Below are 23,946 nucleotides of genomic sequence, written 5' to 3' on the forward strand. Positions count from 1 at the left end.
ATAAGAGACAGGGGTGGGCGTTGGCAGCGAAGGTGTACCGTCTTGATCTCTGGCGTTGATTCGAACTTTAAATTGCCCTAACTTTAGATTCCCGGCATTGGTTCTTCGCAAGTTGATGACATAGTTGCCATTATCTTCTGCCCCCCAACTGCCGCCAGGAGCCTGAATGCGATAGAAGGCGATCGTGCGTCCTACCACCCGGTTGAGCTTCGATGCAACTAACTGAGCCACCTGCCGATATCCATCGGGACCAGTGACAATAACCTTGCTTGCGGGCAATTGGGTGCGTTTTGCTGTAATCCCGTCATACACGAGGCGGAAGCGCTTGGTCGCACCTCCCCATGCTGTGATATTGCTTATGAATAAATTGGGTGTTGGGTTTTCACCGACCTGCATTCCTTTGATAATCTGAGCGATCGCCCCCTTATTGTTCTGAGCGCTTTTGCTCACCGGAGCAGGTGAACGTTTAACCAATTGCCCAACTGATTGACGCACGTTAGAACCCTCAATTTGACTAATTGAAATTACTGTTTGCAGGACAGAATTATTTCTAGAGGAGGTAACCATGAACCTTGCGAAAAACTGCCAACACCGCCAACTTATTCTGCGGCACTCAACGCCATGAACCGATACGACGAGACTCGATACAATCACCTGAAACAGGTTTTGTCTTTGCCTCAAGCCGCCTGAGCAATTGTCTGGCGCATCGTTATGGTGTTGCTCCTGAACCAAACTCCGTAGTTTCCGCAAACAAAGTGTTTGATTTAGTCACATCATCACAGCCTTGGCCAGTCAAACCTCGCTGAAAAATAGTACAGCCTGTATGATTGGCGGCACGAACCTCAAAACAGGCTGAAGTTGTTTTAGAGTTGCTGTCAGGGCAGCACCAATTTCAGGCCAAAACTGGCTTAATTGTTACCCTATTGGGCGATCGCAAAAGAGATAGCTGTTTATTTAAGGTTTAGACTACGCAAGTTCACTTAACTCAACACATCTGCTGTGTCATACCGTAACTAACGTGTACGAGTTTTTGCTAGCGGTTGAGCTGTATATTTATTTACTCTTTATCGAAATGTTGCTTCGCTTCCGTTTCTTTGAAGTGCAAGTAAAGAAAAAAGAAGCAATTCCGAGAAATTGCTGCTATGCTGCACCCGTCTCAACAAACGGTAGGATTAGTTCTATGGTGCGATCGCACTGAATATAACTGACTCAATTTCCAATTGTGTTGAGCTGCCACCATGTCACCCTCTTCTAAATCACTCGCGCCAACATTGGCTCAAGGCATGTTGCGTCGCGTACACCACATTGCCCTTAACGTACATAACCTGGACGCATCGCGTCATTTCTACGGCATCATTCTGGGATTACGGGAGTTGACGAGTGACGAAGTTCCCACAACGCTGAAGGATCTGTTCGACAGTGGTAAAGTAGCCAACTTTATCACCCCAGACGGCACGATCCTCGATCTGTTTTGGCGACCCGATCTGCTGCCACCCGATCGCAACCCAACCCCCGCTTGTACAGGGGCAGGTCATCTTGCCTTCGATATCGAGCCAGCCTTGTTTGATCAGGCGGTTGATGTGCTCCAGCAGCAGCACATCACAATTGACCACGGCCCTGTCACGCGACCCACCGGACGGGGTGTCTATTTCTACGATCCGGATGGCTTTCTCGTCGAAATCCGCTGCGATCCAGCAGAACCATAACGTCTGCTCATCTTCAGCAATTATTTTAAGCATGGGGCAGTCAATCAGCAGTTTGATCCGTGAGTTGAACCTGACGAACCACGACAACCGCGCACCATTCAAACGGGGTTAAAGCTTACCGTTTGTAGAAACATGAATATGTGTCAGTTTTGCCAAGTGGCTTTGGCAAATAGCTTTGCCAAATAGCCATTGTTCAGGTTTATATGCTGTTACTTACTGATTCACTATTGCAGGCTGCACTTAACACAAATTCAATCGGCAAATTGTGGCTCAATGGCCTGCAAAAACTGGCTTTCATGACTCATTTGAGTGCCGTAAACTCAGGAGAATCATTGAAAAGTAAACTTTGGTTTCGTTCAGTTGATCCATATTGCAGAATCGCTATAGTGGGAATTGAAGCTACCAAGCTTCCCTGGCAGATTTAACAGCCAAGTTCACGTTCACTTAATGAGGTAAAAGAGCTGTTCCACGAAAATCTGTCTCGTCTAACCCTAACAGCACTCAAGCAACGGCTGACACTTCCTCACCTATCAAACAGGGAGCTATGTGGTTGAATTTATTCTTAGTTTTCTAAGGATTTAATCAGCACAACTCTGTATAAAATGACTGAATGGAGGAGAGTCACTCAGCAAGTTAGTTTGGGTGTTGTTGTCGTTTTAAAGCATGGGAGGCCGGTAGAAAACGGGTATGGCAATCATTGCACTCAAGGCTTGGTATCTTCAAGAATATGAACCGCTACGAGATCTGGAAAAACGTCCTCATGACCTGCGCCTCAGTAAAAACAGTCTATTGAAATCAGCTCTTCGGGCTGATTTTTTAGAAGATAGTGAGGATGTCAAAAAGTCGGCTTGGTTCCAACGCTACATTGAGGGTGAAGGGGTCGAGTTTTACATAGAAGGAAGCGGTGGCTACGCCATTTCAAACATCGACCTGATTAGCCACGAAATTTACTTCACCAAACGGGATGTCATGGCGCATTTAGATCCAACGATCTTTTTGTGCTACCAAACCGACTATCCCGAATCCAGCGAACTGCTACGGGGAGAAATCCAAACCTTTCTCGACAAATTTAATGGCCGATCGCGCATTGAACTCACCCTGGAAGAATCCCATCGGCTAACGGACGCACCGATCCGCCTCAACAGTACGCTGATGCGGAAAATTCGTAGAAGCTTACTGTTTATTGCAGACGGCACTCCCCTGCTGCAACTAGAAGGAACCCCACCCCAACTCGTTCCCAGTCCCAAAGTCTGTGTGGAGCTTGGCTATGCGTTACAGTGCAAACGCACAGAGCAAATTCTGCTGGCGCAAATGGAACGCTCTGACTTACCCGGACAGTTTCCATTTGATGTCCACAGCCGCAGTCGGCTCTTGTTTAGCAATAAGACCGAGCTAAGGAAAGCCCTGGCGCAATCGCTCGAGGCTCAATTGCAGCCTTTTAACCTGCACCGCAAACCTGCAAGCTAAAACATCAAACCCCAATGCTGCGTGACTTTAAGTCAATTTAGCCATAGGGGCAACGTTATGGAATTGAAACGAGGTGTGCTTAACTAATCAGAGCCGACTTTTCTCGAAAATGCATAGTTTTGCTGCATCGATGGGCAGAGTTAGAGTATCTAGATCTGCTCACCCGATGAGTGCGACGTTGTAATGTGACATCGCTATCGGCTAAAGATTTAGAGGATGGTTTAAAAGTGATAACTGTAACTCGAACCGCCCCCAGATACCCCAATTCTGGCTTCGACGTGAGCGCTCAGCCGAACGACAACCTTGGAACAGAACGGGATCGGGAGTCCTCCAATCCTTGAGGAACTTAGGGGTGAATGCAGTACATTTGCTACTTTTAAAGCATCCTCTTAGACGGTGGGCACCATCCAGACCCGATGATGCCAGATCAACAAGGATGAACCAATATGAGTCAAGCTATGGTTGAAGATTCTGCAAACCCCAAACGCAGCCGCTACGCCCGGACTCCTAGCGAATATGCCGTACACATCATGATCGAGGGTGGGCATCGTGAAGAGGTGCGCTTTCCTACGATTCAAGAGTTCCAAAAATGGTACAGCGGCGAGTTAGTGCCAAAATCAGCCTCCGATGACTTTATTAGTGTTCCAATCAAAAATATTCAGGGCGAGTATATGGTGGTTCGGCCTTCGCGAGTCATTGCCCTGCGGGTGGAACCAATCTTCGCCAGCAGCGTCGAGCGCTTTTAGCTTTTAGGATTGATGCAGTTATGGTAAAGGCGATCGCCGCATTTGCTTTCAGTTTAGGCGCGGTTGCTAGCGTTGCGGTTTTATCCCTGCCAACGTCTGATGCTACGGCTCATCAGCATCAGACCGTTCCTGCTGCCTATACGCCAGAAACGCAACCTCCAAGGCCGTTGCTGGCCTCGAACCACCTGCCGTTGCAGCCAGTTAGTTGGGCAGATCTTGAAGCCAGCACTCCATTTGCGTCGTTGCTGGGGATAGAAGATCAGTTTTGGGACAGAAACGCCCCGACTGCCGCCGCATCCCACGATCGTCAAATGTTGCTCACCGCGATCGATCACTCTTTGCGCTATCTGCGTACCTCTGCTGCTGCTAGTGCTTATCGGCAATATCCCGTTCCGGGCGTGACGCTTAACCGAGTTCGCCGCAGCCTGGAACGGTTTCGTCAGCTTGTCCTCACGGCGCAATCCCCAACGGAATTGCGCTCGGCAGTCATACAAGAATTTGATGTGTACCAATCGGTGGGGCGAGATGGACAGGGTACGGTCGCATTCACTGGTTATTTCGAGCCGACCTATGCAGCCAGTCGTACCCCCACCCCAGAGTACCGCTACCCGCTTTATCGCGTTCCGGCCAATTTGAACCGCTGGCCCCGTCCCCATCCCACTCGTGCCCAGTTGGAAGGTATTGATGGACTTCAAGGTTCACAAAACCAGTTGCGCGGTTTAGAACTTGTGTGGTTGCGCGATCGCTTTGAAGCCTTTTTAGTCCAGGTGCAGGGTTCGGCTCGGCTGCAACTCACGGATGGCAGCACCATGACCGTTGGGGTGGCAGGGCATACCGACTATCCCTATGTTGGGGTTGGTCGAGAATTAGTCAACGCCGGAAAATTTCGCCTAGAAGACCTGAGTTTGCCTGTCCTGATTCAATACTTTCAAGACAACCCAGCCGATCTGAATGCCTATCTGCCACGGAACAACCGCTTTGTGTTCTTTCGAGAAACAGCAGGTGCCCCGGCTACTGGCAGTTTGGGGCTACCTGTGACGGCTGAACGCTCGATCGCAACTGACAAATCGTTGATGCCGCCCGGTGCCCTTGCCCTGATTCAAACTCAAATTCCCTATGCCAATGCTCAGGGGCAACTAGAATCGCGGCTGGTGAGCCGATATGTTTTGGATCAAGATACGGGCGGTGCCATTCGTGGAGCCGGAAGGGTAGATCTGTTCATGGGCACCGGAGCGCTAGCGGGCGATCGCGCTGGCCTAATTAATGCCACAGGACAGCTATACTATTTGCTGCTCCGGAACTAACGATAGCGCCAGGGTTAACCCGCTATCGCTAATCTGCTAATATGGCTTCCTGTTCTGATGCTTCTAATGCGATCGCGCTGGCAAGCTTGATCCCGACCAGCAAAAACAAGGATTCTAGCAAGGTGATATGCTTGACGAACCGTTGCATTGGCTAAAATGCCTATAAAGCACTATAAATATTTATTTGACGACCGTTGTTTCTCTCAACTACGGGATGGATTGTCACCTCAGCCACCTTGCAATGCCTCTCTTTAGTGTCCCACCGCCGGGATGGCGCACCAGAGCAGATGTGACATCAAGTAGTTTTACCTGGGGCAGCCTCAGCGAAATTTATGGACGCACCCCTTGAGATCACGCTGCAAATGGTTTTGACCATCCTTGCAGGCATTAGTGCACAAGTGCTGGCAGACTATCTTAGAGTCCCCAGCATTGTCTTTTTGCTACTGTTCGGCATTGTGTTGGGGGCTGACGGCATTGGAGTGCTGCATCCTTACATGCTGGGGCCTGGGCTGGAAGTGATCGTGTCGCTGTCGGTAGCGCTGATCCTGTTTGAAGGGGGGCTGAATTTAGAATTACGGGATTTGGGCAGGGTTTCCGGCAGTTTGCGAAACCTGGTCACTTTTGGGACGCTGATTACGCTGATTGGTGGCGGCATGGCGGCTCACTGGCTGGGAGAGTTTCCGTGGGCGATCGCCTTTCTCTATGCTTCCCTGGTCGTCGTCACAGGCCCAACGGTCATCAGTCCTCTGCTGAAACAGGTAAAGGTCGATCGGGAAGTCGCGGCCTTACTGGAAGGCGAAGGGGTTCTGATCGATCCCGTGGGCGCAATTCTAGCGGTGGTGGTGCTCGACATCATTTTGAACGGCGATGCTGACCCGCTGTTGGTCGTCAGCGGTCTGTTGCTGCGGCTAGGAATTGGGGGTGCCATTGGGGCGATCGGTGGTTGGCTGCTGGGATTTATCCTCAAAAAAGCAGATTTTCTGTCAGAAGATCTGAAGAATTTGGTGGTCTTAGCGGGATTATGGGGACTGTTTGGGCTGGCACAGCTCATCCGTAGCGAGGCGGGGCTGATGTCGGCTGTGGTGGCTGGTATTGTGTTGCGCGGCTCGTCAATTCCAGAAGAGCGGTTGCTGCGCCGATTCAAGGGGCAGTTAACCATCCTGGCGGTTTCTGTGCTGTTTATCATGCTCTCAGCCGATTTGTCGATCGCCAGTATCTTTGCCCTGGGGCTTGGCTCCGTCCTAACGGTTGCTGTTCTCATGTTTGTGGTTCGTCCTATCAACATTTGGCTCTGCACCTGGAACAGCGGCATGAACTGGCGACAGAAGCTATTCCTCTGCTGGGTGGCTCCCAAAGGAATTGTGTCTGCCTCCGTTGCTTCTCTGTTTGCCATTTTGTTGACGGAACGAGGCATTAATGGTGGCGATTCTATTAAAGCACTCGTCTTTCTGACGATCATCTCTACGGTTGTGCTGCAAGGTTTAACGGCTCGCTGGGTGGCTCAGTTGTTAAGAGTAAATTCCACGCTGGTGACGGGCGCGGTAATTGTGGGGTGTAATCCCCTGAGCCGTTTGCTAGCCAAGCTATTCCAGGAACGGGGCGAATCAGTTGTTTTGATTGATACTGACGCTGAAGCCTGTAGCGAAGCCGAACGGCAAGGGTTCAAAGTCTTTGCCAGCAGTGCCTTGGACGATAAAGTGCTGGAACAGGCTGGACTGGGAACAGCAGGCACCTTTCTAGCCATGACCAACAACGGTGAAGTGAACCTGGTGATGGCGCAGCGGGCGATCGAAGAGTTTCAACCGCCCAGGGTATTAGCGGTGTTTCCCAACGAGGCTCAGGCTGGAACAGCCAATAATAGCAGCAAAATTCAGTCTGCTTTTATGCCGGAAATGTCGATCAAAACCTGGAACCGCTATATCAGCGACGGTGCTGTAAAACTCGGCGAGACGACGCTGCGAGACGACGGCATTTTGTTTCAACAAGCGCACCTGAGAGCCTTGATTCGCTCGGGTGAACTGATTCCGGTTTTGATGGAACGCGACGATCGCTTCCAGGTCGCTATTGCGTCAGAAGAGTGGCAACCGGGCGATCGCATCATTTATTTGTTGCACGATCCAAGACCCAAGCTTCTCAGACAGTTGGCTGGTGGAACGAACCAATCACGTCTGTCGATCGAGCGGCTCCAGGAAGTAGAAGAGATCCCAATGCCGTCTCAAATGGTGGAACCCCCTCTACCAGAATTGCAGTCTAGCTAAATCGATCTGGATACCTTCTCTGTGACCCGCGAGGATGTTTGAGAAGAGCTAACTCTGTCTTAAAGTTCCTCAGTTCCGGGAGATTTAGGAGGCGAATGCAGATTATTGAACCGTCTCAGGCATTCTTTAAAAAGCGGTTTGCACCGGATGAAGGGTTTCTGGAGCGTCACATTCGGCAGACCGATGAATGACGTAGACTCAGACGGATTGCCCGTAGCGTGCCTGCCCCAGGGTATGCCACGCTCCTGCAACTGTCGGGTGACAAATTAGACGGTTGAAACATTCTGTAAAATTGGACGCTGTAACCAATTAATCGATCGCCGCGATCGCCGATGCTTGCGAACCAAACTTCGTTCAAACTGCTGCAAACGGCTCCGATCGTGTTAGCTCTGCCCACCCTCAGCGTATTTATCTCCATTGATTGAGGACAGCATAGAAGGCAGTCAGTAAAATCGTTTCATCCTGCTGGAATCCAGTTGTAACCGTTAATTTTGTTACTCAATATCCATCAAGCTTGACCGATACTAAAGTATCCGTTAACCATAGCTGTTAATCGATGAACGGTTGAGCTAAAGGAGTAGAGATTCAGGCTGTTCAGCATGGCTACTCATAGCATGGCTTTACTTTCTCACTGTTGTTGAAAAACCAGTTTTCTACCCGTTCGTTGAGTAGTTCAACGCCATCAGTTGTGAATCACTTGTGAATCCAGTTCCGCAGAACTCAAGAGGGCAATACCGCTGTTCTCAAGAGCGATGCCTTGAGGTGATGCAAGTTAACTGAAGGGCCTTACACACGAGTAGGAGTATCTATGGACTACACCTTTGAAATGGTTGGTATATCATCCGTTTTATCCTTCTTTAACCATCAGCATGAAAGCTGGCAACAACGGCAGCAGCGCGGAGCAGAATATTTAGGCTCCTATCAATGTACTTTAGATTCATTTATTGCTTCGGTTGAAATGGTGCCTCCTAAGCGGGGATGGCATCTCGATCGCGTTGTGGATGCGGTAATTGGTTTCTGGTTGAACAATGCTGAACAAGTATCACACTGGAAACAACGGCTAGAAGATGCCGGTTCCGAGCACTTGTTAGTGGCGCGCGTGGCTGATTTGAGCGCCCTACGGGTAGAGTTTGAGTGGTTAATGGAGAGCGATCGCTAAATTTGGCAACGAGACGTAAACTGTCCCATTCCCCGGGGGCTTTAGTTGTCAACTCAGCCGAGAGCCTTCTATCATCGTGATATTCTAGTCTTACCCAAATTTGAAAGGGTTGATAAGATGGTTTACACCTGTATCAACCTTGAAAAGTTGCAGGGTTCTCCGTATTCCTGGGTACTATAGCCTAGTCGGTAGCGCATCTGCCCCGCCTGCCACAGAAGTCTATGCGCCAATCTTGGCGTACAGAGTTAGGCGGTGGCGGCAGTGTACCAATTCCTACCATAAGCACCTTCATGCAGACCGCCGCTTTTAGTGAGCTTTTCCCGTTATTTAATGCCGCCAGCCCAGAAACAATCGAGTGGCTGCTATCCATTGCCGTCGAGCATGAGTATCCGGCAGATCGGGCCGTTTTAATGGAAGATGCTTGGGGCAATGCTGTTTACTTTGTTGAGTCTGGTTGGGTTAAGGTTCGCCGCCACGTTGGTGAAGACGTGGTCACGCTTGCCATTTTGGGGCAGGGTGATTTCTTTGGCGAAATGGCGATTTTGGATGAATCCCCTCGCTCCACCGACGTAATTGCCCTCTCTCCTGTGAAACTGCTGAGCATTTCAGCGCAACGCTTTATTCAAACCCTGTTCAAAGACTCGCAACTCCACCATCGCATGTTACAACTCATGGTGAGACGGTTGCGCCAGACCAACTTTCGCTTTCAGTTACGGCAGCAGCCTCCGGCCATTAAACTGGCGAATACGCTGATCTCGTTGGGGGAGAACTATGGCCGCCCCTCAGAACTGGGTACCGAAATCTTTAATATCCCGCTGAAGGATCTGGCTGATGTATCCGACATTACGCTGGATGAAGCGACCAAGATTATGGAAAAGCTGCATAGCAAAGGGTGGATCAAGATTGACCCCTATAAGCAGGCCATTCATCTAATTAACCTGAGGCAGCTAACGCATTTGGCCGGGCGGATCTAGCTGGCTGCTGCCTTCGTTAACTATCCGCTTGAACGGAACGAGCCGTATTGAGTTCAACTGGTTTGTCCATTGGCATGAATCGAGCCAGCCCAATGGCTTGTGTGGTTTGAGAGATAATAGCAACTGGAGTGGTCGATCCTGACATTGACAATTGGGTTGTTGAGCGATTGATGTTCTGGTCGGCACCCGCTGTTGAAGAGAATGGTTTGTGCTGATTGTTGCTCGAACCGCCCCCTTTTCTGGCTTGCCGTAGAGGGGGAAGGCAGCACATTTGATACGTTTAAAGCAACCTCTAAGATTTCATCCCACACAGGACACAAGCTGTAATCTGTAATGACTGAAGCTACCAAAACTCGCCCCTCTTCCACCACCGAAACGAACCTGGAGATTCACTACCGGGTGGCGATGCCGCAACCGGAATCTCATTTGTTTGAAGTCACGTTACAAGTTGCGGGCTGGCAGGCAGACGTTTTAGACCTGAAGATGCCCGTTTGGACACCGGGTTCCTATTTGATCCGGGAATACGCCAGACACCTACAAGACTTTTCAGCCACAGCGAACCAATCCCTTAATTGGAAGAAGTGCAGCAAACATCATTGGCAGGTTGAAACAGCCGGACAGTCGGAGTTAACAATTCGTTACCGGATATTTGCTAATGAGTTAACGGTGCGAACCAATCATTTAGATGCAACGCACGGTTACTTCAATGGGGCAGCGTTGTTTTTCTATTTGCCTGGGTTTGAACACCTGCCCGTTCGAGTGACGATCGCGCCACCCCAACCCGACTGGCAAATTTCAACGGCCTTACCTGCTGTCCCCGATCAGGCACACACTTTTACTGCTGCTGATTTCGATACGCTGGTGGATAGCCCGTTTGAGGTGGGTATTCATCAGCGTTACGACTTTGAGGTGCTGGGGAAGCCTCATCAATTTGGCATTTGGGGTCGGGGCAATGCGGTTCCTGAGCAAATCATTAACGACACCTGCCGCATTATTGAAGCGGAAGCGCAGATGTTTGGCGGGTTACCCTACGATCGCTATCTGTTTCTGCTACACCTGAGTTCTCAGGGCTTTGGTGGGTTGGAGCACAAAAATTCCTGCACATTGAACTACTCTCGTTTGGGGTTTCGATCGCAGGAAAAGTATCACCGCTTTATGCAGTTAGTTGCCCATGAGTTCTTTCACCTGTGGAATGTCAAGCGCATTCGACCCAAGGCGCTGGAAGTGTTTGACTATGAACAGGAGAACTACACGCCGTCGCTCTGGTTTAGTGAAGGAACCACCAGTTATTACGACATCCTGTTTCCCCTACGGGCTGGCATTTACGATGTCCAGACGGTTCTCAGGGCAATGGGGAAAGAAATTTCTCGCTTCTTAACGACACCGGGACGGCGAATTCAACCGTTGAGCGAGTCGAGCTTTGATGCCTGGATTAAGCTATATCGCCGAGATGCCAACAGCGACAACTCTCAGATGTCGTATTACCTGAAAGGTGAAATGGTTTCTCTACTGCTCGATTTGCTGATTCGCGCACGTCACCATAACGCGCGATCGCTCGACGATGTCATGCGCCAGATGTGGGAGCAATTTGGCCACAATGAAGTTGGCTTTACGCCAGAGCAGTTACAGCAGGTGATTGAAACCGTTGCCGAGACAGACTTAACCGACTTTTTCCATCGCTACTTAGATACCGTTGAAGACCTGCCGTTCAATCAGTATTTGGAACCCTTTGGGTTACAGTTGCAGGCTCATCAGAGGGAAGACCTTCCTCCGTTTATTGGTATCAATGTCAAGAGGGAACAGGGACGAGAGCTAATTAAGTTTGTTGAATATGCTTCCCCAGCACAGCACGCTGGAATTGACGCAGGGGATGAACTGTTGGCTATTGATGGCTTACGGGTTACGGCAGAGCAGTTGAGCGATCGCCTCAAGGACTTTCAGGTAGGTGAGACCGTTCAACTGACGGTTTTTCATCAGGATGAGCTAAAGACCTGCTCTGTAATGCTGGCGGAACCTCAATCTACCTCCTACCACCTGATCAGCGTAGCGAATCCGTCAGCGGTGCAGCAGCAAAACTTTGAAGGATGGCTAGGTGTACCGCTGGCAGCGCTAGAGTCTCGCTAGCTCCAGGGTTCAACCAAACCAACTGGACGGAGCCATGTTTGAATCCGGTGGAGTGTGGCGATCGCTCCACTGAGATTCTGCATTCATCAACTCTTGAATACCCTGATGAATGAGTGAGTCAATTTGTTGTCGCTGTTCAGCAGCATGGCAAAGGGTTCCAACATTCACGGAAAGGAGTTCTGCTTCATCCAGCACAGTGTATATTCCGGGAATTCGACACAAGACATACGACAGCAACTTTTGACGCAAATTGGGAACTGAGAACGAGGCTGGATGGGAGGAATAACTGTGTAAAATCTCCTCTATCTCGGCGTTAACTACAGGTAAGGTTAAATTGACGATGGTTTTGGGCATCTTTCAACTCCAAACTACTTTTTGTCCAGTTCGGTTAAAGAAGAGACACAACGCTTTACCGCCTATCACGCCTAACACCTCATGTGAAGCAGACTCAGCACTGCTGTGCAACTCAGAATGTCACGTCAACTTCAATCAAATTATGTGCCGCCGCAAGAATTCTTGATAAAAAATTATTCAAAATTTATCAATTGTTTTCGTTATTTTACAATTTTAGTTGAATGGGTTTAGCTGTCGAAGTGAGCCATAGCTGTAGAGGATGTTTGAAGCGTATCAGACGTGCTGATTTGCCCGAAATCACCCAATTCTGGCTTCGACGTGAGCGCTCAGCCGAACGGGGACTTTGAAACAGCATCGGCCTCGAAAGTCTTCCAATGCTGGGGGCTTAGCCTACGGCAATCCAGAAAAGGGGGCGGTTCGAGCAGGCAATTAACCCTTCTAAACCATCGTCTGAGAGGGTGTTTGAAACGTATCTTTTACGTCTCGGTAGGGGCGAAGCATACTCTGCGAGAAGCAAGCTTGTATCTACGAATCAGGATGGCTGGAACAACCGAGACATTGTCTACCGAATGCTTCGCCCCTACACCTATCGGGCAACTAATCAAACTTTTAAAGTATCGTCTGAAGGTTTGTACTAAGAGTTGCTGTTCAAACGATGACAAAATTCTGAGAACTCAGTGTATTAACAGAGGTATTCTGCAATACAGCCAGCGTTTGCCAGACGGCTCCGCTGCCGTTGCCGTCAGAATCAATTTTAAGTTCAACTGCTGTTCCGGTCTGCACCAGTTGCACAAACTGCTTGTATCGAGAAAAAGGACTTACCCCACCAAACTCTGGTTTGGCAAAAATGGCTCGTAGGTCAATTAGATCATCATTGGGCTTGAAGTTAACGATTCTGTCTACGCCTTCAGTGACTTGCTTGAAGACAAACATATCTTTACCCTCACCCCCATTGAGTTTGTCACTACCGGAACCACCAATCAGAATGTCATCTCCTTTCCCACCAATGAGGGTATCGTCTCCAGCCTGACCTAGCAGTTTATCTCTGCCTGAGCCGCTATTGAGATAATCGTTGCCTTTTCCACCATAAATAATGTCTCTACCAAACCCAAACCGGAGGCGACCTCCATACAGTCGATCGTTTCCATCCAGACCGCGAAGTAAGTTTTGTTGATAAGTTCCCCTAAGCAAATCAGTGCCAGTTGTGCCAGTTGCTCGATAAATAGCTTGTGAACCTTTGAAAACAACTGGTTTGGTCGCTGTTCCCATCAAGCCTTCTTCTGCACTAACAACCAACGAAAACTGGGTGCTGGCCGATAAGCCTCCTGCATCGGTTGCTGTCACCTTCAGATTCAATGTGCCAACATTGCTGGTGGCGGGAATTCCGCTAAAGGTTCCTGTTGTCGCATTAAAACTCAGCCAGGCAGGAAGTGAACTACCATCCGCCAGGTTGGCGGTTAACGTCAGCGTCTCTCCTGCATCTGGATCGGTAAAGGTAGTCGTAGCTAATGTAGACGTAAACGCCGTGTTAACTGTGGCAACCTGGTCGGCAACTGTAGCCGCAGAGGGTGCTTCGTTGACGTTAATAGTGGTGATGGTAAAAGATTGGCTAAAACTTTGAGATGGTTTTCCATTATCAGTTGCTGTAACGGTTAGCACTAAGCTAGGGATAGCTTCAAAGTCCAGACTTTGCCCACTTTTTAACTGTAACTGACTTGCAACTATTTCAAATCGATCGTCACTTACACTGAATGTGTGGTTGTTGCCTATATCTGGATCGGTGACTCCAACTGTACCGATCGCCGCTCCAGGGGCATTTTCCGCCACCGTATTACTGGATAACGTAATGGCAGTGGGGGTTTCATTGAGGTTGTTGACGGCGATCGCCAACTCTTGTTCGGTAAAGAGTCCCTCGGCATCAGTTACACGAACCCGGATGCTGTAAGAAGACTGAGCTTCAAAGTCAGGAGAAGCGATGATCTGAAGTGCGTTGTTGGCGATCGCAAAGGCTCCATTATCGCTATCGCCTGTGCCAGTAACCAAACTGTAGATAAAGGTATCTCCTTGATCTGGGTCAGCGGCATTGAAGAAACCGACTACACTACCAGCAGCAACATTCTCGTCAATGCTAGCTTGGCTCAAGGCGATCGCACTTGGTGCTTCGTTCACATCGGTGAGGTTGAGTGTGAAGAGAACAGAGTTATCTGGGTTGGTTCCTACTGCAGGATCATCTACAGCGATCGTGACGCTGTAAATAGATTTAGTTTCAAAATCGAGTATTGTCCCTGCTTTTAGGTAGAGTTCACTACCAATAATTTCAAAGAATGCGGTATCGGTGCCTGTCAAGCTCAGGGTGTTGGTTCCCAACGCATCATCTGTGACAGCGATATCAGCGACTTTAATTGCACTACCCGTATCACTATTTTCGGCTAGTGTTGTTGTTGTATTAGTAAGACCAACCGTTGGCGCTTCATTTACATCTGTGAGCGTGAGAGTGAAAGTATTGCTGGCATCTGGACTGCCTCCCACAGATGTATCGTCAACATTTACAGTGACGCTGTAGCTAGATTTAGTTTCAAAATCGAGTACTGTTCCTGCTTTCAGGTAGAGTGCGGTGCCGATGATTTCAAAGAATGCGGCATCAGTACCTGTCAAGCTCAGGGTGTTGGTTCCCAGCGCATCATCTGTGACAGCGATATCAGCGACTTTAATTGCACTACCCGTATCACTATTTTCGGCTAGTGTTGTTGTTGTATTAGTAAGACCAACCGTTGGCGCTTCATTTACATCTGTGAGCGTGAGGGTGAAAGTGTTGCTGGCATCTGGACTGCCTCCCACAGATGTATCGTCAACATTTACAGTGACGCTGTAGCTAGATTTAGTTTCAAAATCGAGTACTGTTCCTGCTTTCAGGTAGAGTTCAGTGCCAATGATTTCAAAGAATGCGGCATCGGTACCTGTCAAACTCAGGGTGTTGGTTCCCAACGCATCATCTGTGACAGCGATATCAGCGACTCTATTTGCACTGCTCGTATTACTATTTTCGGCTAGTGTAGGGATGGTGTTGGCGAAGTTAAGGGCAGTGGGTGCTTCATTGATGTCGGTCAGCGTGAGGGTGAAGGTGTTGCTGGCATCTGGACTGCCTCCCACAGATGTATCGTCAACATTTACAGTGACGCTGTAGCTAGTTTTAGTTTCAAAATCGAGTACTGTATCTGCTTTCAGGTAGAGTGCAGTGCCGATGATTTCAAAGAATGCGGCATCAGTACCTGTCAAGCTCAGGGTGTTGGTTCCCAGCGCATCATCTGTGACAGCGATATCAGCGACTCTATTTGCACTGCTCGTATTACTATTTTCGGCTAGTGTAGGGATGGTGTTGGCGAAGTTAAGGGCAGTGGGTGCTTCATTGATGTCGGTCAGCGTGAGGGTGAAGGTGTTGCTGACATCTGGACTGCCTCCCACAGATGTATCGTCAACATTTACAGTGACGCTGTAGCTACTCTTCGTTTCAAAATCGAGTACTGTATCTGCTTTCAGGTAGAGTGCAGTGCCGATGATTTCAAAGAATGCGGCATCAGTACCTGTCAAGCTCAGGGTGTTGGTTCCCAACGCATCATCTGTGACAGCGATATCAGCGACTCTATTTGCACTACTCGTATTACTATTTTCGGCTAGTGTAGGGATGGTGTTGGCGAAGTTAAGGGCAGTAGGTGCTTCATTGATGTCGTTGATTGTAATGATGAACTCTTTTTCATAAAACAATCCGCCCTGGTCAGTTGTGCGAATACGAATGCTGTAGGAATTTTGAGCTTCAAAGTTAGGCGAGAAGCTAGTCCGCAATTGATTGCCAACGATGTTGAAGGATGCATTGTTCGTAGAGCCAGAACCCGCTACCAGACTGTAGGTTAATGTGTCATATGGCAGATCTGAGTCGAGGGTCGTGAATGCGCCAATTACAGTATTGATCGATACATTTTCATTGACATTCGTAGCGCTTAGCACTAAATCGGTAGGAGCGTCGTTCAAAACAAACGAGCGGACAAAGATATCGAAATCACCACCTGAATTCTGATTGCTAGTCCAGGCAACGGCAAAATCGCCATTGGCTCGCATGGACACCGATGGTTCAAACTGATTTCCGGTAGTGGTTTGGTTAACCCGAATTTCTGCCCCATCAGCCGTGACACTGGTGGCTGTGCTAGTAAAACGACGGACATAAACTCCATTCGTGCCGTTGTTTTCCAGAGCACTGTCTTGCCATGCCACAACAAAGCTGCCATCCGTAGGATGCATGGCGATCGAAGCAGCACTTTGATTACCCACTGCTGAAGAAGAAACTAGAAATTCGGCGGTAATGGGAACTCCAGCACTGTTGAATTTCCGCCCAATCAGGTCTATTGTGCCGCCCGCACTACTTTCCCAAACAACGACAAAATTTCCAGAGTTGTCGATCGCCACCTTTGGCAGATTCTGAGCGCTAGTGGTCGTTGTATTTACCTGAGTCGGGACTGAGCCGATCGCCGTACCAGAACTGTCATATAGGCGAACAAACACCTCATCGTTACCAGAAATTTGTTGCATCCAGGCAATGGCAAACATACCACTGGCATTAACAGCCAAAGCTGGTTGACTGTCGAAATTGTTGTTCGCGGCATTGACTAACGTTTCTCCAGTGAGTACCCCACCAGAACTATTAAATCGCTGGAAATAGATGTCGTTCGTGTCTGCACCAGGGCCATCGCCTCGCCAGACCACCACATAATTACCGAGACTATCTACCCCAACTACAGGATCGCGTTGGCTACCCGCAGTAGTGGTGTTAATGAGGGTTTCTCCTCCGGTTGTCCCTCCAACGTTGTTAAAACGTTGACCATACACTCCATAGGAGTTGTTATCACCAGGTTGGAAAAAACTGTCCCAAACAACAATAAATTCGCCTGTTCCCAAAATGGATACAGAGGAATGTTGCTGGTCATCATCTTGATAAGTATTAACTTGGAACTGAGCGCCTAACTTGTTGCCTGCAAAGCTAAAACGTTGCCCATAGACCCCAAAGTATAGCTCTTCTTCTATTACTTCATCTTGGCTATCCCAAACCACTACAAAATTTCCGCTGGAGTCAATGGCAAGGGATGGACTCCATTGCGTATACTCCTCAACAGTATTGACTAAAATTTCGTTGGTGATCGCGAAGATGGATGGCATGGGATAGCACTATTGGTAGAGATCAGTAATATTAGGGTTCCCATCTCTGTCAAAATTGCTACCTTTGGCAACGAAAACTTAGTATCTTCCCAGTCGCTTGGGCTGAGCGAGTATTACAACTGCACAGTTAGGTATTTAAGCGTAGTTACTTTTTAGGATCAGCTTTGAGGGTTGTTAAAAATGGCAAAATATCGGTCAGGCCACCAGAACGGTGCTACTGGTTCAATATTCCATAATACAGACGAGCAATCCGTAATGTATCAATTGCATCGGCCAGTAACAATTTATATTTTTTCTCTTGTTTGAAGTTTTAGTTAAATTTATCTAGCTTCTATAGTTTGCTAGTTAAATTGTTACTACATGAGAGGTTATTTGAAATGAAAATAGTTCGGGAAGCCCCAGCTTATAGATCTTGAGTGGCTAATGCAGACCGTTTGCTACATTTCAAACTCTCTAACCAGTTGCAGTTAACTCTACCCATTGTCACTACTGATCACCACAAGGGGTGCAACGTTGTCGAGCTATTGGACAGCGTTTTAACCTGGTTGACCGACAAATCTCTACCTCGATGCTGGCATCGATTGGTTTATTGTTAGCGCAAGCCAACAAAAGCTGTATGGGTATTGGGTTGTACAGTGTTTAACCCACTTTACAAAAGATTTATCAGTCAATCAGGCGCTTTAACAGACGCTAGATACTTTCAGTTTTTGCAAAGAAGTATCGATCGCGTCACAAGAATCTAACACCCTTCTTAAGTGGAAAGAATTCATGAATAAGACTTGGACTCGTCGGCAAGCTCTCTGGTTGATGGCTGGAGCAACGGGTAGTGTGGGTTTACACGCTTGTGTTCCTTCCGGTACAACCTCTCTGGATTCAACCTCACGCTCGTCCAATTTAGTACCTGCTACATTTGGGATTAATCCCTGGATCGGTCAGGCTCCATTGCATATCGCCAAGGCAAAGGGGTTTTTCCAAGAAGCAGGACTCGATTTAAGCATCAGAGCCTTTGCTACTAACCTGGAGAGCGTCCCTGCTTTTTTGGTTGGACGGCTGGAAGGATGTACCGCAATGCCCTCTTCAGAAGTGGTGACGATGGCCTCCCAGGGCGGAAACTTTCGAATTGTGGGAGTGATGGATCTCTCATCGGGAGGGGACGCAATTCTGGCGCGAAATAGTATCAGTGATATTCAATCGTTCAAGGGGAAGCAAGTTGCTGTACAAAAAGGGGGATTGGGTCACTTCTTTCTACTTCAGGTTCTAGAAGAGGTGGGCTTGGGTGAATCTGATATCAGCATTCTTGATTCCGATCCTGAAGTGGCCGCTCGCGCCTATGAAGCCGGAAATGTTGAAATTGCCTACACGTATTCGCCCTTTTTAGAAAAGGCAAATGCCTCTCAGTCGGACGGTCGCATCATTTATGATACGTCCCAAAAGCCGACAGCAATTATTGATCTAAACCTGGTTACTACTGAGTTTGCCGAAACCTATCCTGAGGCCGTACAAGCATTTAGCAAGGGTATCTTTAAGGCACAAGAGTTTCTTAAAACCAATCCAGATGAAGCGTATGCGATCGTTGCTGAGCCGTTAGGACTTCAGCCCAACGAAGTGGGAGAGCAACTAAAGGGCGTGCTGCTACCCGATTTAGAAACCCACTCAGAGATGCTGAACAATCCCCAAAGTGACCTTTACTTGCTTGATGCGCTATCGGCAATGGCGGAGTTCCAGAAAACTCAAGGTCAAATTGATACGGTTCCTGACTTAGCCAGCTTTATTGATCCTCAATTTCTGGATATCACATGATCCTCAATTTCTAGATATCACAGGCTGATTAGTGGAATGTAGGCGTTGTTGAATCACGGTATGACGGTCGCCCTCAACGTTCTGGGTATCGTCCATACCTTCAAAGATTCCGTTTGGCTTAAGTACCCATGTTGCAGCCAGGAAGTAGAGAATCCGGGGGCGAAGAGAGACATCAACTCTCGACCATTCAACCTTCGGTTCAGCAACGTCATTCGTTCGCCCGGTGTGATACAAGAAGGGTATGCAACCAGGCAACTGTTTGATAGCCCTATCGATGAGTGGACGATCGGTGAATTATTTGGCTCATTTATATTTAGCAAACAATAACTCAGGTTTGCTGATTGGCAGTATTTTAGGTGATTTTGTCAAAGGATCGATTTCCACCCTGTACACGCCCGAAATTCGAGCCGGGATCGACCTGCATCGCAAAGTGGACAGCTATACCGATAGCCATCAAGTGGTTCATGCTAGCAAGCGCATCGTTGCTCCTTCAAGGCGACGATTTGCCGGAATTATGGTCGATTTGTTTTACGATCACTTTCTTGCTAAAAACTGGCACCACTATTCCACCGTTTCGCTCTACGACTTTTCGCACCATGTGTACACTGTTTTAGCTGAACATCAGGCGATTCTTCCCGATGCTTTAAAGCAGATTCTTCCCCACATGATCGAGCAAAATTGGTTGATGTCGTATCGAGAGATCAACCATGTTAATAGAGCCTTGAACGGCATCTCGCGTCGGTTCAAACGCCAAAATAATTTGTTTAATTCGGCAGAAGAGTTGGAATGGAATTATGCATCGTTTGAGCAAGACTTTCAGCTCTTTTTTCCTGATCTGATTCACTTCGTTGAACACTACAAGCGATCGCTGATATTGGCATAAAAAGAGCAATAAGCCGCAAAGAGCAACCGAGGAGCGATCGCTGCTTCCATCACAGGTTAGGAAGAATGTTCGATTTCTTGAGTGGGTTGAAGCTATAGTCTGGCAAGGGGCGGTAGTCATTCGCGTTGATGTGCTTGATCCGCTCGGCAAACACCTCGTGAAACTGTTCTAGATAGGAACAGAGCCACGGATAGTATTCTGTCCATCGCTCTTGGTCGGTTGGGTCAACGTCTGGTAGAACCCGGTAGATCGAACAATCGTTGGCATCCGTTTGATTGTCCCATTCCAGTTCAATTCCCATCTCGGCTTCGATCGCCTCCCGTTCCTCCTCCAGCAAATGAAAATGAGGTTTGGCATCTTCACCCGACAACAATAGTTCTACCGTGAGGCAGTGGTCTTCGGAATCAGCCCTGGCATACAGCCGGAAGCCCGCTCGCCCAATGGCAAACCCCATATAGCTCTTGGTCGATGGATCGCCGGGTTTCACAATACTGCCCCGTCGGTCTAGCTGTTTGCACAGCCCGCTCCAAAACTCTAGATTATGCCGTTGGGTGGTGGTCAACTCTTCATCGCTGGCAATAGCGACCGTGCGTGTCCAGCCGTTGGGTTGAGAGACGACATTAAATTTAGGAGCCAGAGCCGATTTCCCAATCCGCCATAGCTCAATTTCTAGCCCAAAGAAGTGAAACTGCTCCTGGGAAATTTGGTTGAGCCAGTCTAATGCGGCTCGGTGTTCGGGTGTAAAGCTGCTGGCAATCCAAATGACGGTGACGGTTTGCAGTCCGGCGGCACATGTGAGGAGCTGCCCCAGATGATGATGGTTCGTTGGTTCTAGCTGATTCTCAATTAGCACCCAGCGATCGGTTGCCGTATCTCGGCATAGAATATCGGCCCGGAACGAGCCAACGGTTTGCTCCTGAGACACCACCTCTAGTTCCATACCAGTGGCATCCCCTAACAGCTTGATGTTGTCTTCCTGCGCCAGCCAGGGGGTAAATTCGGCATTTTCTTCACGCCAGTACGTTCGTAAATCAACTTTTTCCAATCGTCCCAGGGTTAGCTTTTTGGATGGCTCGGATGGCATCGGGTCGGCGGCTCCAGTGTCTCTCTAGATTCTATGCTGCCAGAAAAGGAGCCAATCGACTCTGGATTTTATGCGGTTGGGCAGAAAGCCGTGTTTTTGCCAGGTTACTTGGCTAAGGGGGGTGGAAAAAACGCGATCGCCCACCGTAACAGATTTTGCAACCGTCTCTAATGATTACACGGAGATGGTTAATCTGAGAGAATCGTGGTTTACATTTCTATTCTCGGTGTTTTAGATTATGGTTCGCTATAGTTCCCACCCTAAGAAAAATCAACAATCCCGGCGGTTTTGGTCGCTTGCATTGATGAGTGCCGTACTGCTAAGCGCATCTAGATCAGCAGCATTGGAGCCACAACCCTCCACATCGCTTATGGCTCAACGGAACCCATCCCAGCAGGTTGTTAAAACTCGTCTCCCTCAAGCGGTGCGGCGACAGGTGCGGCGCGATCTGGCCAACCGTCTCAATGTGCCACGGCGCGACCTGAGGGTGACTGGCTTTAGCCAGGAAACCTGGCCCGATAGCTGTTTGGGGTTGGCTGCTCCTAATGAACGGTGTGCAATGGCGCTCGTGGAAGGCTGGCGGGTTGAAGTTAGTAATGGCCAACAAAGCTGGTTTTACCGCACCGATCAGACCGCTCAAGTGATCAAGCCAGAAACAATGGACAATGCCGACTTACCGCCAGATGTGATCGATCGCCTGCTGCAAACGGTGGCACAGGAAGCCGATGTACCCGCTTCAAGCTTGAGAATTACCGAAACACAACCGCGGATTTGGGATGGCTGTATGGGCATTTACGTCCCCGATCAGGCTTGCACTCGAATTGCCATTTCTGGCTGGCAGGTGATTGTGGCTGGTGATAACCAAAGCTGGGTTTATCACATCAGCGAAGACGGTTCGCGCATCGTGCAAAATGCTACTGCCAGCGGCAGCAGTGACGACCTGGTTCCCTCATTCATCCCAACCGATGGACAGCCATCTGAGCCTGTTGATCAAACAATAGTTTTCCGTTCTACTGTCTCTGGTGGACTGGCTGGCAACGTGTTTGAGATTGTTTTAATGAATGACGGTACGCTTTATCGTCAAGACCGACGGTTCAATGACTCTCAATCCGGGAGTCCAGTGGTGGAAAAACGCCTGTCTGCACAAGAAGTGCAGCAGTTTCAACAGCTACTACAGGATCAACGATTTCCTAATTTAGACGGGTTGCGATACATCACTGATGCTGCCTTGGCGGATTATCCAACGACCTCTCTGTACGCGATGGGCAGTACGGTGCAGTACATTGACCTCGAAGCAGACAATTTACCCCCGGCGTTGCAAGCGGTTCTTCAGGCATGGGGAGCGTTGTAGGTGCCATGCTCTCGCTGGCGGTATTGATGCTAAATCTGTTTTGAGATGATGCGATCGCTATAACTCAATACACCCACATCACCAGATGGTTAAGGGATAGGGGCGATCGCTCCTATCCCTTAACCGTGGTTTGAAACGTACCCAATGAGCTATCCTCGCCCCCTGAATCTCCCAGAATCGGGAAAGTCAGGGGGCAATTTGAGTGGCATCGCACTGTTAAAACATCCTCTTACAGCCATTTTTATTTGCATTCACCACACTCCAAGCCCTACACCCTACACCCATCTTGGCGAGACTGTGGCTAACTCGATTGAGAACTGCTGTAAGCTATTAGCCCTGTTTACCCATGATTGAGAATTGAGTGATAGCGTAAAAAGCTGAGAATACTACTGACGCTGAGCATTGAGAGAATACTGCCTGCACTCAAGACGCTCAAGATACTGCCTGCACTGGCAATGCTGAGAATACTGGCTGTGCTGCCAATACTCAAAATGCTCCCAGCGCTGCCAATGCTGAGAATACTGGCTGTGCTGCCAATACTCAAAATGCTGCGATAACTGACTTTACTGAGAATGCCCTGCTGGGGAATCAGCCAACGTTCAATGGTCATTGGGTTAATGGCTAAACGCGATCGATTAAGTAACTGTCATTGTCTTCCCGGTATTGTAGCCTTCCCATTAAGGCATCGGGTTAAACGTTCCACACAACGCCTCATACAACACCTCATACAACACCAGTGTTAATGAAGGCAAGCGATTGGATTAGAATTCAAACATCTCAACTGTAAGCTCTGCCTCGCACTCGCATGGTGGAGAAAGAATCGTTGGGAGGGCAGGTATAGCCTTAATTTTCTACTGTAGTGTTGTTAGGTTACTATCATGGCATGGTCTGAGTTCACCGTTTTCTTGATTGCGGTCGCGGTTATTACAATTACTCCTGGCCCCGATACCCTCTATGTTTTGGGGCGTAGCTTGGGGCAAGGTCGATCGGCTGGTGTATTGTCAGCCGTGGGGATTTTTGTTGGCAATTTAGGACACACGCTGGCAGCCGCGATCGGCCTGTCTGCCATTTTGATGACTTCAGCCACGGCTTACATGGCAATTAAATATCTGGGTGCAGTGTACCTGATTTACATTGGTGTACGAACCATCATCAGCCGCACTCATTCCCCAATGCTGGCTTCTCTGCCGCGATCGAGTCGAGTTAAGGTATTTTATCAAGCCATTTTTACTAATTTATTAAACCCTAAAGCGGCTCTATTCTTTCTGGCGTTTGTGCCGCAGTTTGTTTCACCCGACCAGGGAAATGTGCCGCTTCAGTTTTTAGGACTGGGCACAATCATTGCGGCATCTTCTTCCCTTTGGCTGATGCTGGTTGCTGTGTTGGTCAGTTCTATTGGCGATCGGTTGCGTCATCACGCCAGCTTTTCCTCTTTTTTAAGTTGGCTAACGGGAAGCCTATTCATATTGCTTGGCTTACGGCTTGCCGTTCCAGAGCGCAGCTAAAAAGCGGTTTGAACCATAGCCAATGG

17 protein-coding genes and 1 pseudogene are annotated in these 23,946 nt (G+C 48.7%); 12 read left to right on the forward strand and 6 right to left on the reverse strand.

The genetic code is table 11. The annotated features are described in order from the left end of the window. A pseudogene (locus tag IQ268_RS05285) lies at positions 1 to 495 on the reverse strand (hypothetical protein); the annotation flags it as partial. 743 nt (positions 496 to 1,238) lie between these two features. Here IQ268_RS05285 and IQ268_RS05290 point away from each other — a divergent pair. The 7 genes from IQ268_RS05290 to IQ268_RS05320 all read left to right on the forward strand — a co-directional run bounded on the left by IQ268_RS05290 (position 1,239) and on the right by IQ268_RS05320 (position 9,614). After that, complete coding sequence (locus tag IQ268_RS05290; RefSeq protein WP_193876301.1) at positions 1,239 to 1,706, forward strand: VOC family protein; 468 nt, start codon at positions 1,239 to 1,241, stop codon at positions 1,704 to 1,706. Positions 1,707 to 2,393: 687 nt separating this feature from the next. Beyond that, positions 2,394 to 3,173 carry a hypothetical protein gene (locus tag IQ268_RS05295; protein ID WP_193876303.1) on the forward strand — a complete coding sequence of 260 codons (780 nt, stop codon included), beginning with the start codon at positions 2,394 to 2,396 and terminating at the stop codon, positions 3,171 to 3,173. A gap of 446 nt (positions 3,174 to 3,619) precedes the next feature. Then, a complete protein-coding gene (locus tag IQ268_RS05300; protein ID WP_305082365.1) occupies positions 3,620 to 3,919 on the forward strand; it encodes a hypothetical protein in 300 nt (99 codons plus the stop codon). Positions 3,920 to 3,939: 20 nt separating this feature from the next. Next, a complete protein-coding gene (locus IQ268_RS05305) occupies positions 3,940 to 5,223 on the forward strand; it encodes a murein transglycosylase A (RefSeq protein WP_193876305.1) in 1,284 nt (427 codons plus the stop codon). A gap of 332 nt (positions 5,224 to 5,555) precedes the next feature. Then, complete coding sequence (locus tag IQ268_RS05310) at positions 5,556 to 7,481, forward strand: sodium:proton antiporter (RefSeq protein ID WP_193876307.1); 1,926 nt, start codon at positions 5,556 to 5,558, stop codon at positions 7,479 to 7,481. 808 nt (positions 7,482 to 8,289) lie between these two features. Then, entirely contained in the window at positions 8,290 to 8,640 is a 351-nt protein-coding gene (locus IQ268_RS05315) for a hypothetical protein (protein ID WP_193876309.1), read from the forward strand. A gap of 290 nt (positions 8,641 to 8,930) precedes the next feature. Then, positions 8,931 to 9,614, forward strand: coding sequence for a Crp/Fnr family transcriptional regulator (locus IQ268_RS05320; protein WP_193876582.1), 684 nt, complete (start codon positions 8,931 to 8,933; stop codon positions 9,612 to 9,614). A 16-nt stretch (positions 9,615 to 9,630) separates the two neighbouring features. Here the strand turns inward: IQ268_RS05320 and IQ268_RS32745 are convergent, their stop codons facing one another. Further along, positions 9,631 to 9,759, reverse strand: a complete 129-nt coding sequence (locus IQ268_RS32745) for a hypothetical protein (protein ID WP_255527144.1) — start codon at positions 9,757 to 9,759, stop codon at positions 9,631 to 9,633. A 188-nt stretch (positions 9,760 to 9,947) separates the two neighbouring features. Between IQ268_RS32745 and IQ268_RS05325 the strand changes: the two genes are divergently transcribed. After that, positions 9,948 to 11,738 (forward strand): M61 family metallopeptidase, encoded by a 1,791-nt coding sequence (locus tag IQ268_RS05325; protein ID WP_193876311.1) that lies wholly within the window; start codon positions 9,948 to 9,950, stop codon positions 11,736 to 11,738. A 9-nt stretch (positions 11,739 to 11,747) separates the two neighbouring features. Here the strand turns inward: IQ268_RS05325 and IQ268_RS05330 are convergent, their stop codons facing one another. Together IQ268_RS05330 and IQ268_RS05335 are read right to left on the reverse strand one after the other, a co-directional pair. Next, on the reverse strand, positions 11,748 to 12,092 hold the full coding sequence (locus IQ268_RS05330) for a hypothetical protein (RefSeq protein WP_193876313.1): 345 nt from the start codon (positions 12,090 to 12,092) through the stop codon (positions 11,748 to 11,750). Positions 12,093 to 12,740: 648 nt separating this feature from the next. After that, a complete protein-coding gene (locus tag IQ268_RS05335; protein ID WP_193876315.1) occupies positions 12,741 to 17,297 on the reverse strand; it encodes a cadherin domain-containing protein in 4,557 nt (1,518 codons plus the stop codon). Between the two features lie 768 nt (positions 17,298 to 18,065). Between IQ268_RS05335 and IQ268_RS05340 the strand changes: the two genes are divergently transcribed. Both IQ268_RS05340 and IQ268_RS05345 read left to right on the forward strand, forming a co-directional pair. After that, on the forward strand, positions 18,066 to 19,097 hold the full coding sequence (locus tag IQ268_RS05340) for an ABC transporter substrate-binding protein (RefSeq protein ID WP_193876317.1): 1,032 nt from the start codon (positions 18,066 to 18,068) through the stop codon (positions 19,095 to 19,097). Between the two features lie 274 nt (positions 19,098 to 19,371). Continuing rightward, complete coding sequence (locus tag IQ268_RS05345; RefSeq protein WP_228035116.1) at positions 19,372 to 19,980, forward strand: ACP phosphodiesterase; 609 nt, start codon at positions 19,372 to 19,374, stop codon at positions 19,978 to 19,980. Positions 19,981 to 20,029: 49 nt separating this feature from the next. Here IQ268_RS05345 and IQ268_RS05350 read toward each other — a convergent pair whose 3' ends face one another. After that, positions 20,030 to 21,064, reverse strand: coding sequence for a DUF4268 domain-containing protein (locus tag IQ268_RS05350; protein ID WP_193876319.1), 1,035 nt, complete (start codon positions 21,062 to 21,064; stop codon positions 20,030 to 20,032). A 370-nt stretch (positions 21,065 to 21,434) separates the two neighbouring features. On the opposite strand from IQ268_RS05350, the gene IQ268_RS05360 reads away from it, so the two are divergent. Further along, positions 21,435 to 22,415: a hypothetical protein gene (locus IQ268_RS05360; protein ID WP_193876322.1), complete on the forward strand. Its 981-nt coding sequence runs from the start codon at positions 21,435 to 21,437 to the stop codon at positions 22,413 to 22,415. A 340-nt stretch (positions 22,416 to 22,755) separates the two neighbouring features. Here the strand turns inward: IQ268_RS05360 and IQ268_RS05365 are convergent, their stop codons facing one another. Then, positions 22,756 to 23,025: a hypothetical protein gene (locus IQ268_RS05365; RefSeq protein ID WP_193876324.1), complete on the reverse strand. Its 270-nt coding sequence runs from the start codon at positions 23,023 to 23,025 to the stop codon at positions 22,756 to 22,758. A gap of 268 nt (positions 23,026 to 23,293) precedes the next feature. Here IQ268_RS05365 and IQ268_RS05370 point away from each other — a divergent pair, with 268 nt between their 5' ends. Next, on the forward strand, positions 23,294 to 23,920 hold the full coding sequence (locus tag IQ268_RS05370) for a LysE family translocator (protein WP_193876326.1): 627 nt from the start codon (positions 23,294 to 23,296) through the stop codon (positions 23,918 to 23,920). The last annotated feature ends 26 nt before the right edge of the window (positions 23,921 to 23,946 follow it).

This window comes from Oculatella sp. LEGE 06141 (genome assembly GCF_015207605.1).
In the GTDB taxonomy this organism is placed as follows: Bacteria; Cyanobacteriota; Cyanobacteriia; order Elainellales; family Elainellaceae; genus Oculatella.

Excerpts from the sequence above, each read along its gene's own strand:
- IQ268_RS05345 (WP_228035116.1), top strand. The coding sequence starts at position 19,372 with ATGAGTGGACGATCGGTGAATTATTTGGCTCATTTATATTTAGCAAAC.
- IQ268_RS05325 (WP_193876311.1), top strand. The coding sequence starts at position 9,948 with ATGACTGAAGCTACCAAAACTCGCCCCTCTTCCACCACCGAAACGAAC.
- IQ268_RS05320 (WP_193876582.1), top strand. The coding sequence starts at position 8,931 with ATGCAGACCGCCGCTTTTAGTGAGCTTTTCCCGTTATTTAATGCCGCC.
- IQ268_RS05300 (WP_305082365.1), top strand. The coding sequence starts at position 3,620 with ATGAGTCAAGCTATGGTTGAAGATTCTGCAAACCCCAAACGCAGCCGC.
- IQ268_RS05290 (WP_193876301.1), top strand. The coding sequence starts at position 1,239 with ATGTCACCCTCTTCTAAATCACTCGCGCCAACATTGGCTCAAGGCATG.
- IQ268_RS05310 (WP_193876307.1), top strand. The coding sequence starts at position 5,556 with ATGGACGCACCCCTTGAGATCACGCTGCAAATGGTTTTGACCATCCTT.
- IQ268_RS05365 (WP_193876324.1), bottom strand. The coding sequence starts at position 23,025 with ATGACCATTGAACGTTGGCTGATTCCCCAGCAGGGCATTCTCAGTAAA.
- IQ268_RS05360 (WP_193876322.1), top strand. The coding sequence starts at position 21,435 with ATGGCTCAACGGAACCCATCCCAGCAGGTTGTTAAAACTCGTCTCCCT.
- IQ268_RS05340 (WP_193876317.1), top strand. The coding sequence starts at position 18,066 with ATGAATAAGACTTGGACTCGTCGGCAAGCTCTCTGGTTGATGGCTGGA.
- IQ268_RS05305 (WP_193876305.1), top strand. The coding sequence starts at position 3,940 with ATGGTAAAGGCGATCGCCGCATTTGCTTTCAGTTTAGGCGCGGTTGCT.
- IQ268_RS05370 (WP_193876326.1), top strand. The coding sequence starts at position 23,294 with ATGGCATGGTCTGAGTTCACCGTTTTCTTGATTGCGGTCGCGGTTATT.
- IQ268_RS05330 (WP_193876313.1), bottom strand. The coding sequence starts at position 12,092 with ATGCCCAAAACCATCGTCAATTTAACCTTACCTGTAGTTAACGCCGAG.
- IQ268_RS05315 (WP_193876309.1), top strand. The coding sequence starts at position 8,290 with ATGGACTACACCTTTGAAATGGTTGGTATATCATCCGTTTTATCCTTC.
- IQ268_RS05295 (WP_193876303.1), top strand. The coding sequence starts at position 2,394 with ATGGCAATCATTGCACTCAAGGCTTGGTATCTTCAAGAATATGAACCG.
- IQ268_RS32745 (WP_255527144.1), bottom strand. The coding sequence starts at position 9,759 with ATGTCAGGATCGACCACTCCAGTTGCTATTATCTCTCAAACCACACAA.
- IQ268_RS05335 (WP_193876315.1), bottom strand. The coding sequence starts at position 17,297 with ATGCCATCCATCTTCGCGATCACCAACGAAATTTTAGTCAATACTGTT.
- IQ268_RS05350 (WP_193876319.1), bottom strand. The coding sequence starts at position 21,064 with ATGCCATCCGAGCCATCCAAAAAGCTAACCCTGGGACGATTGGAAAAA.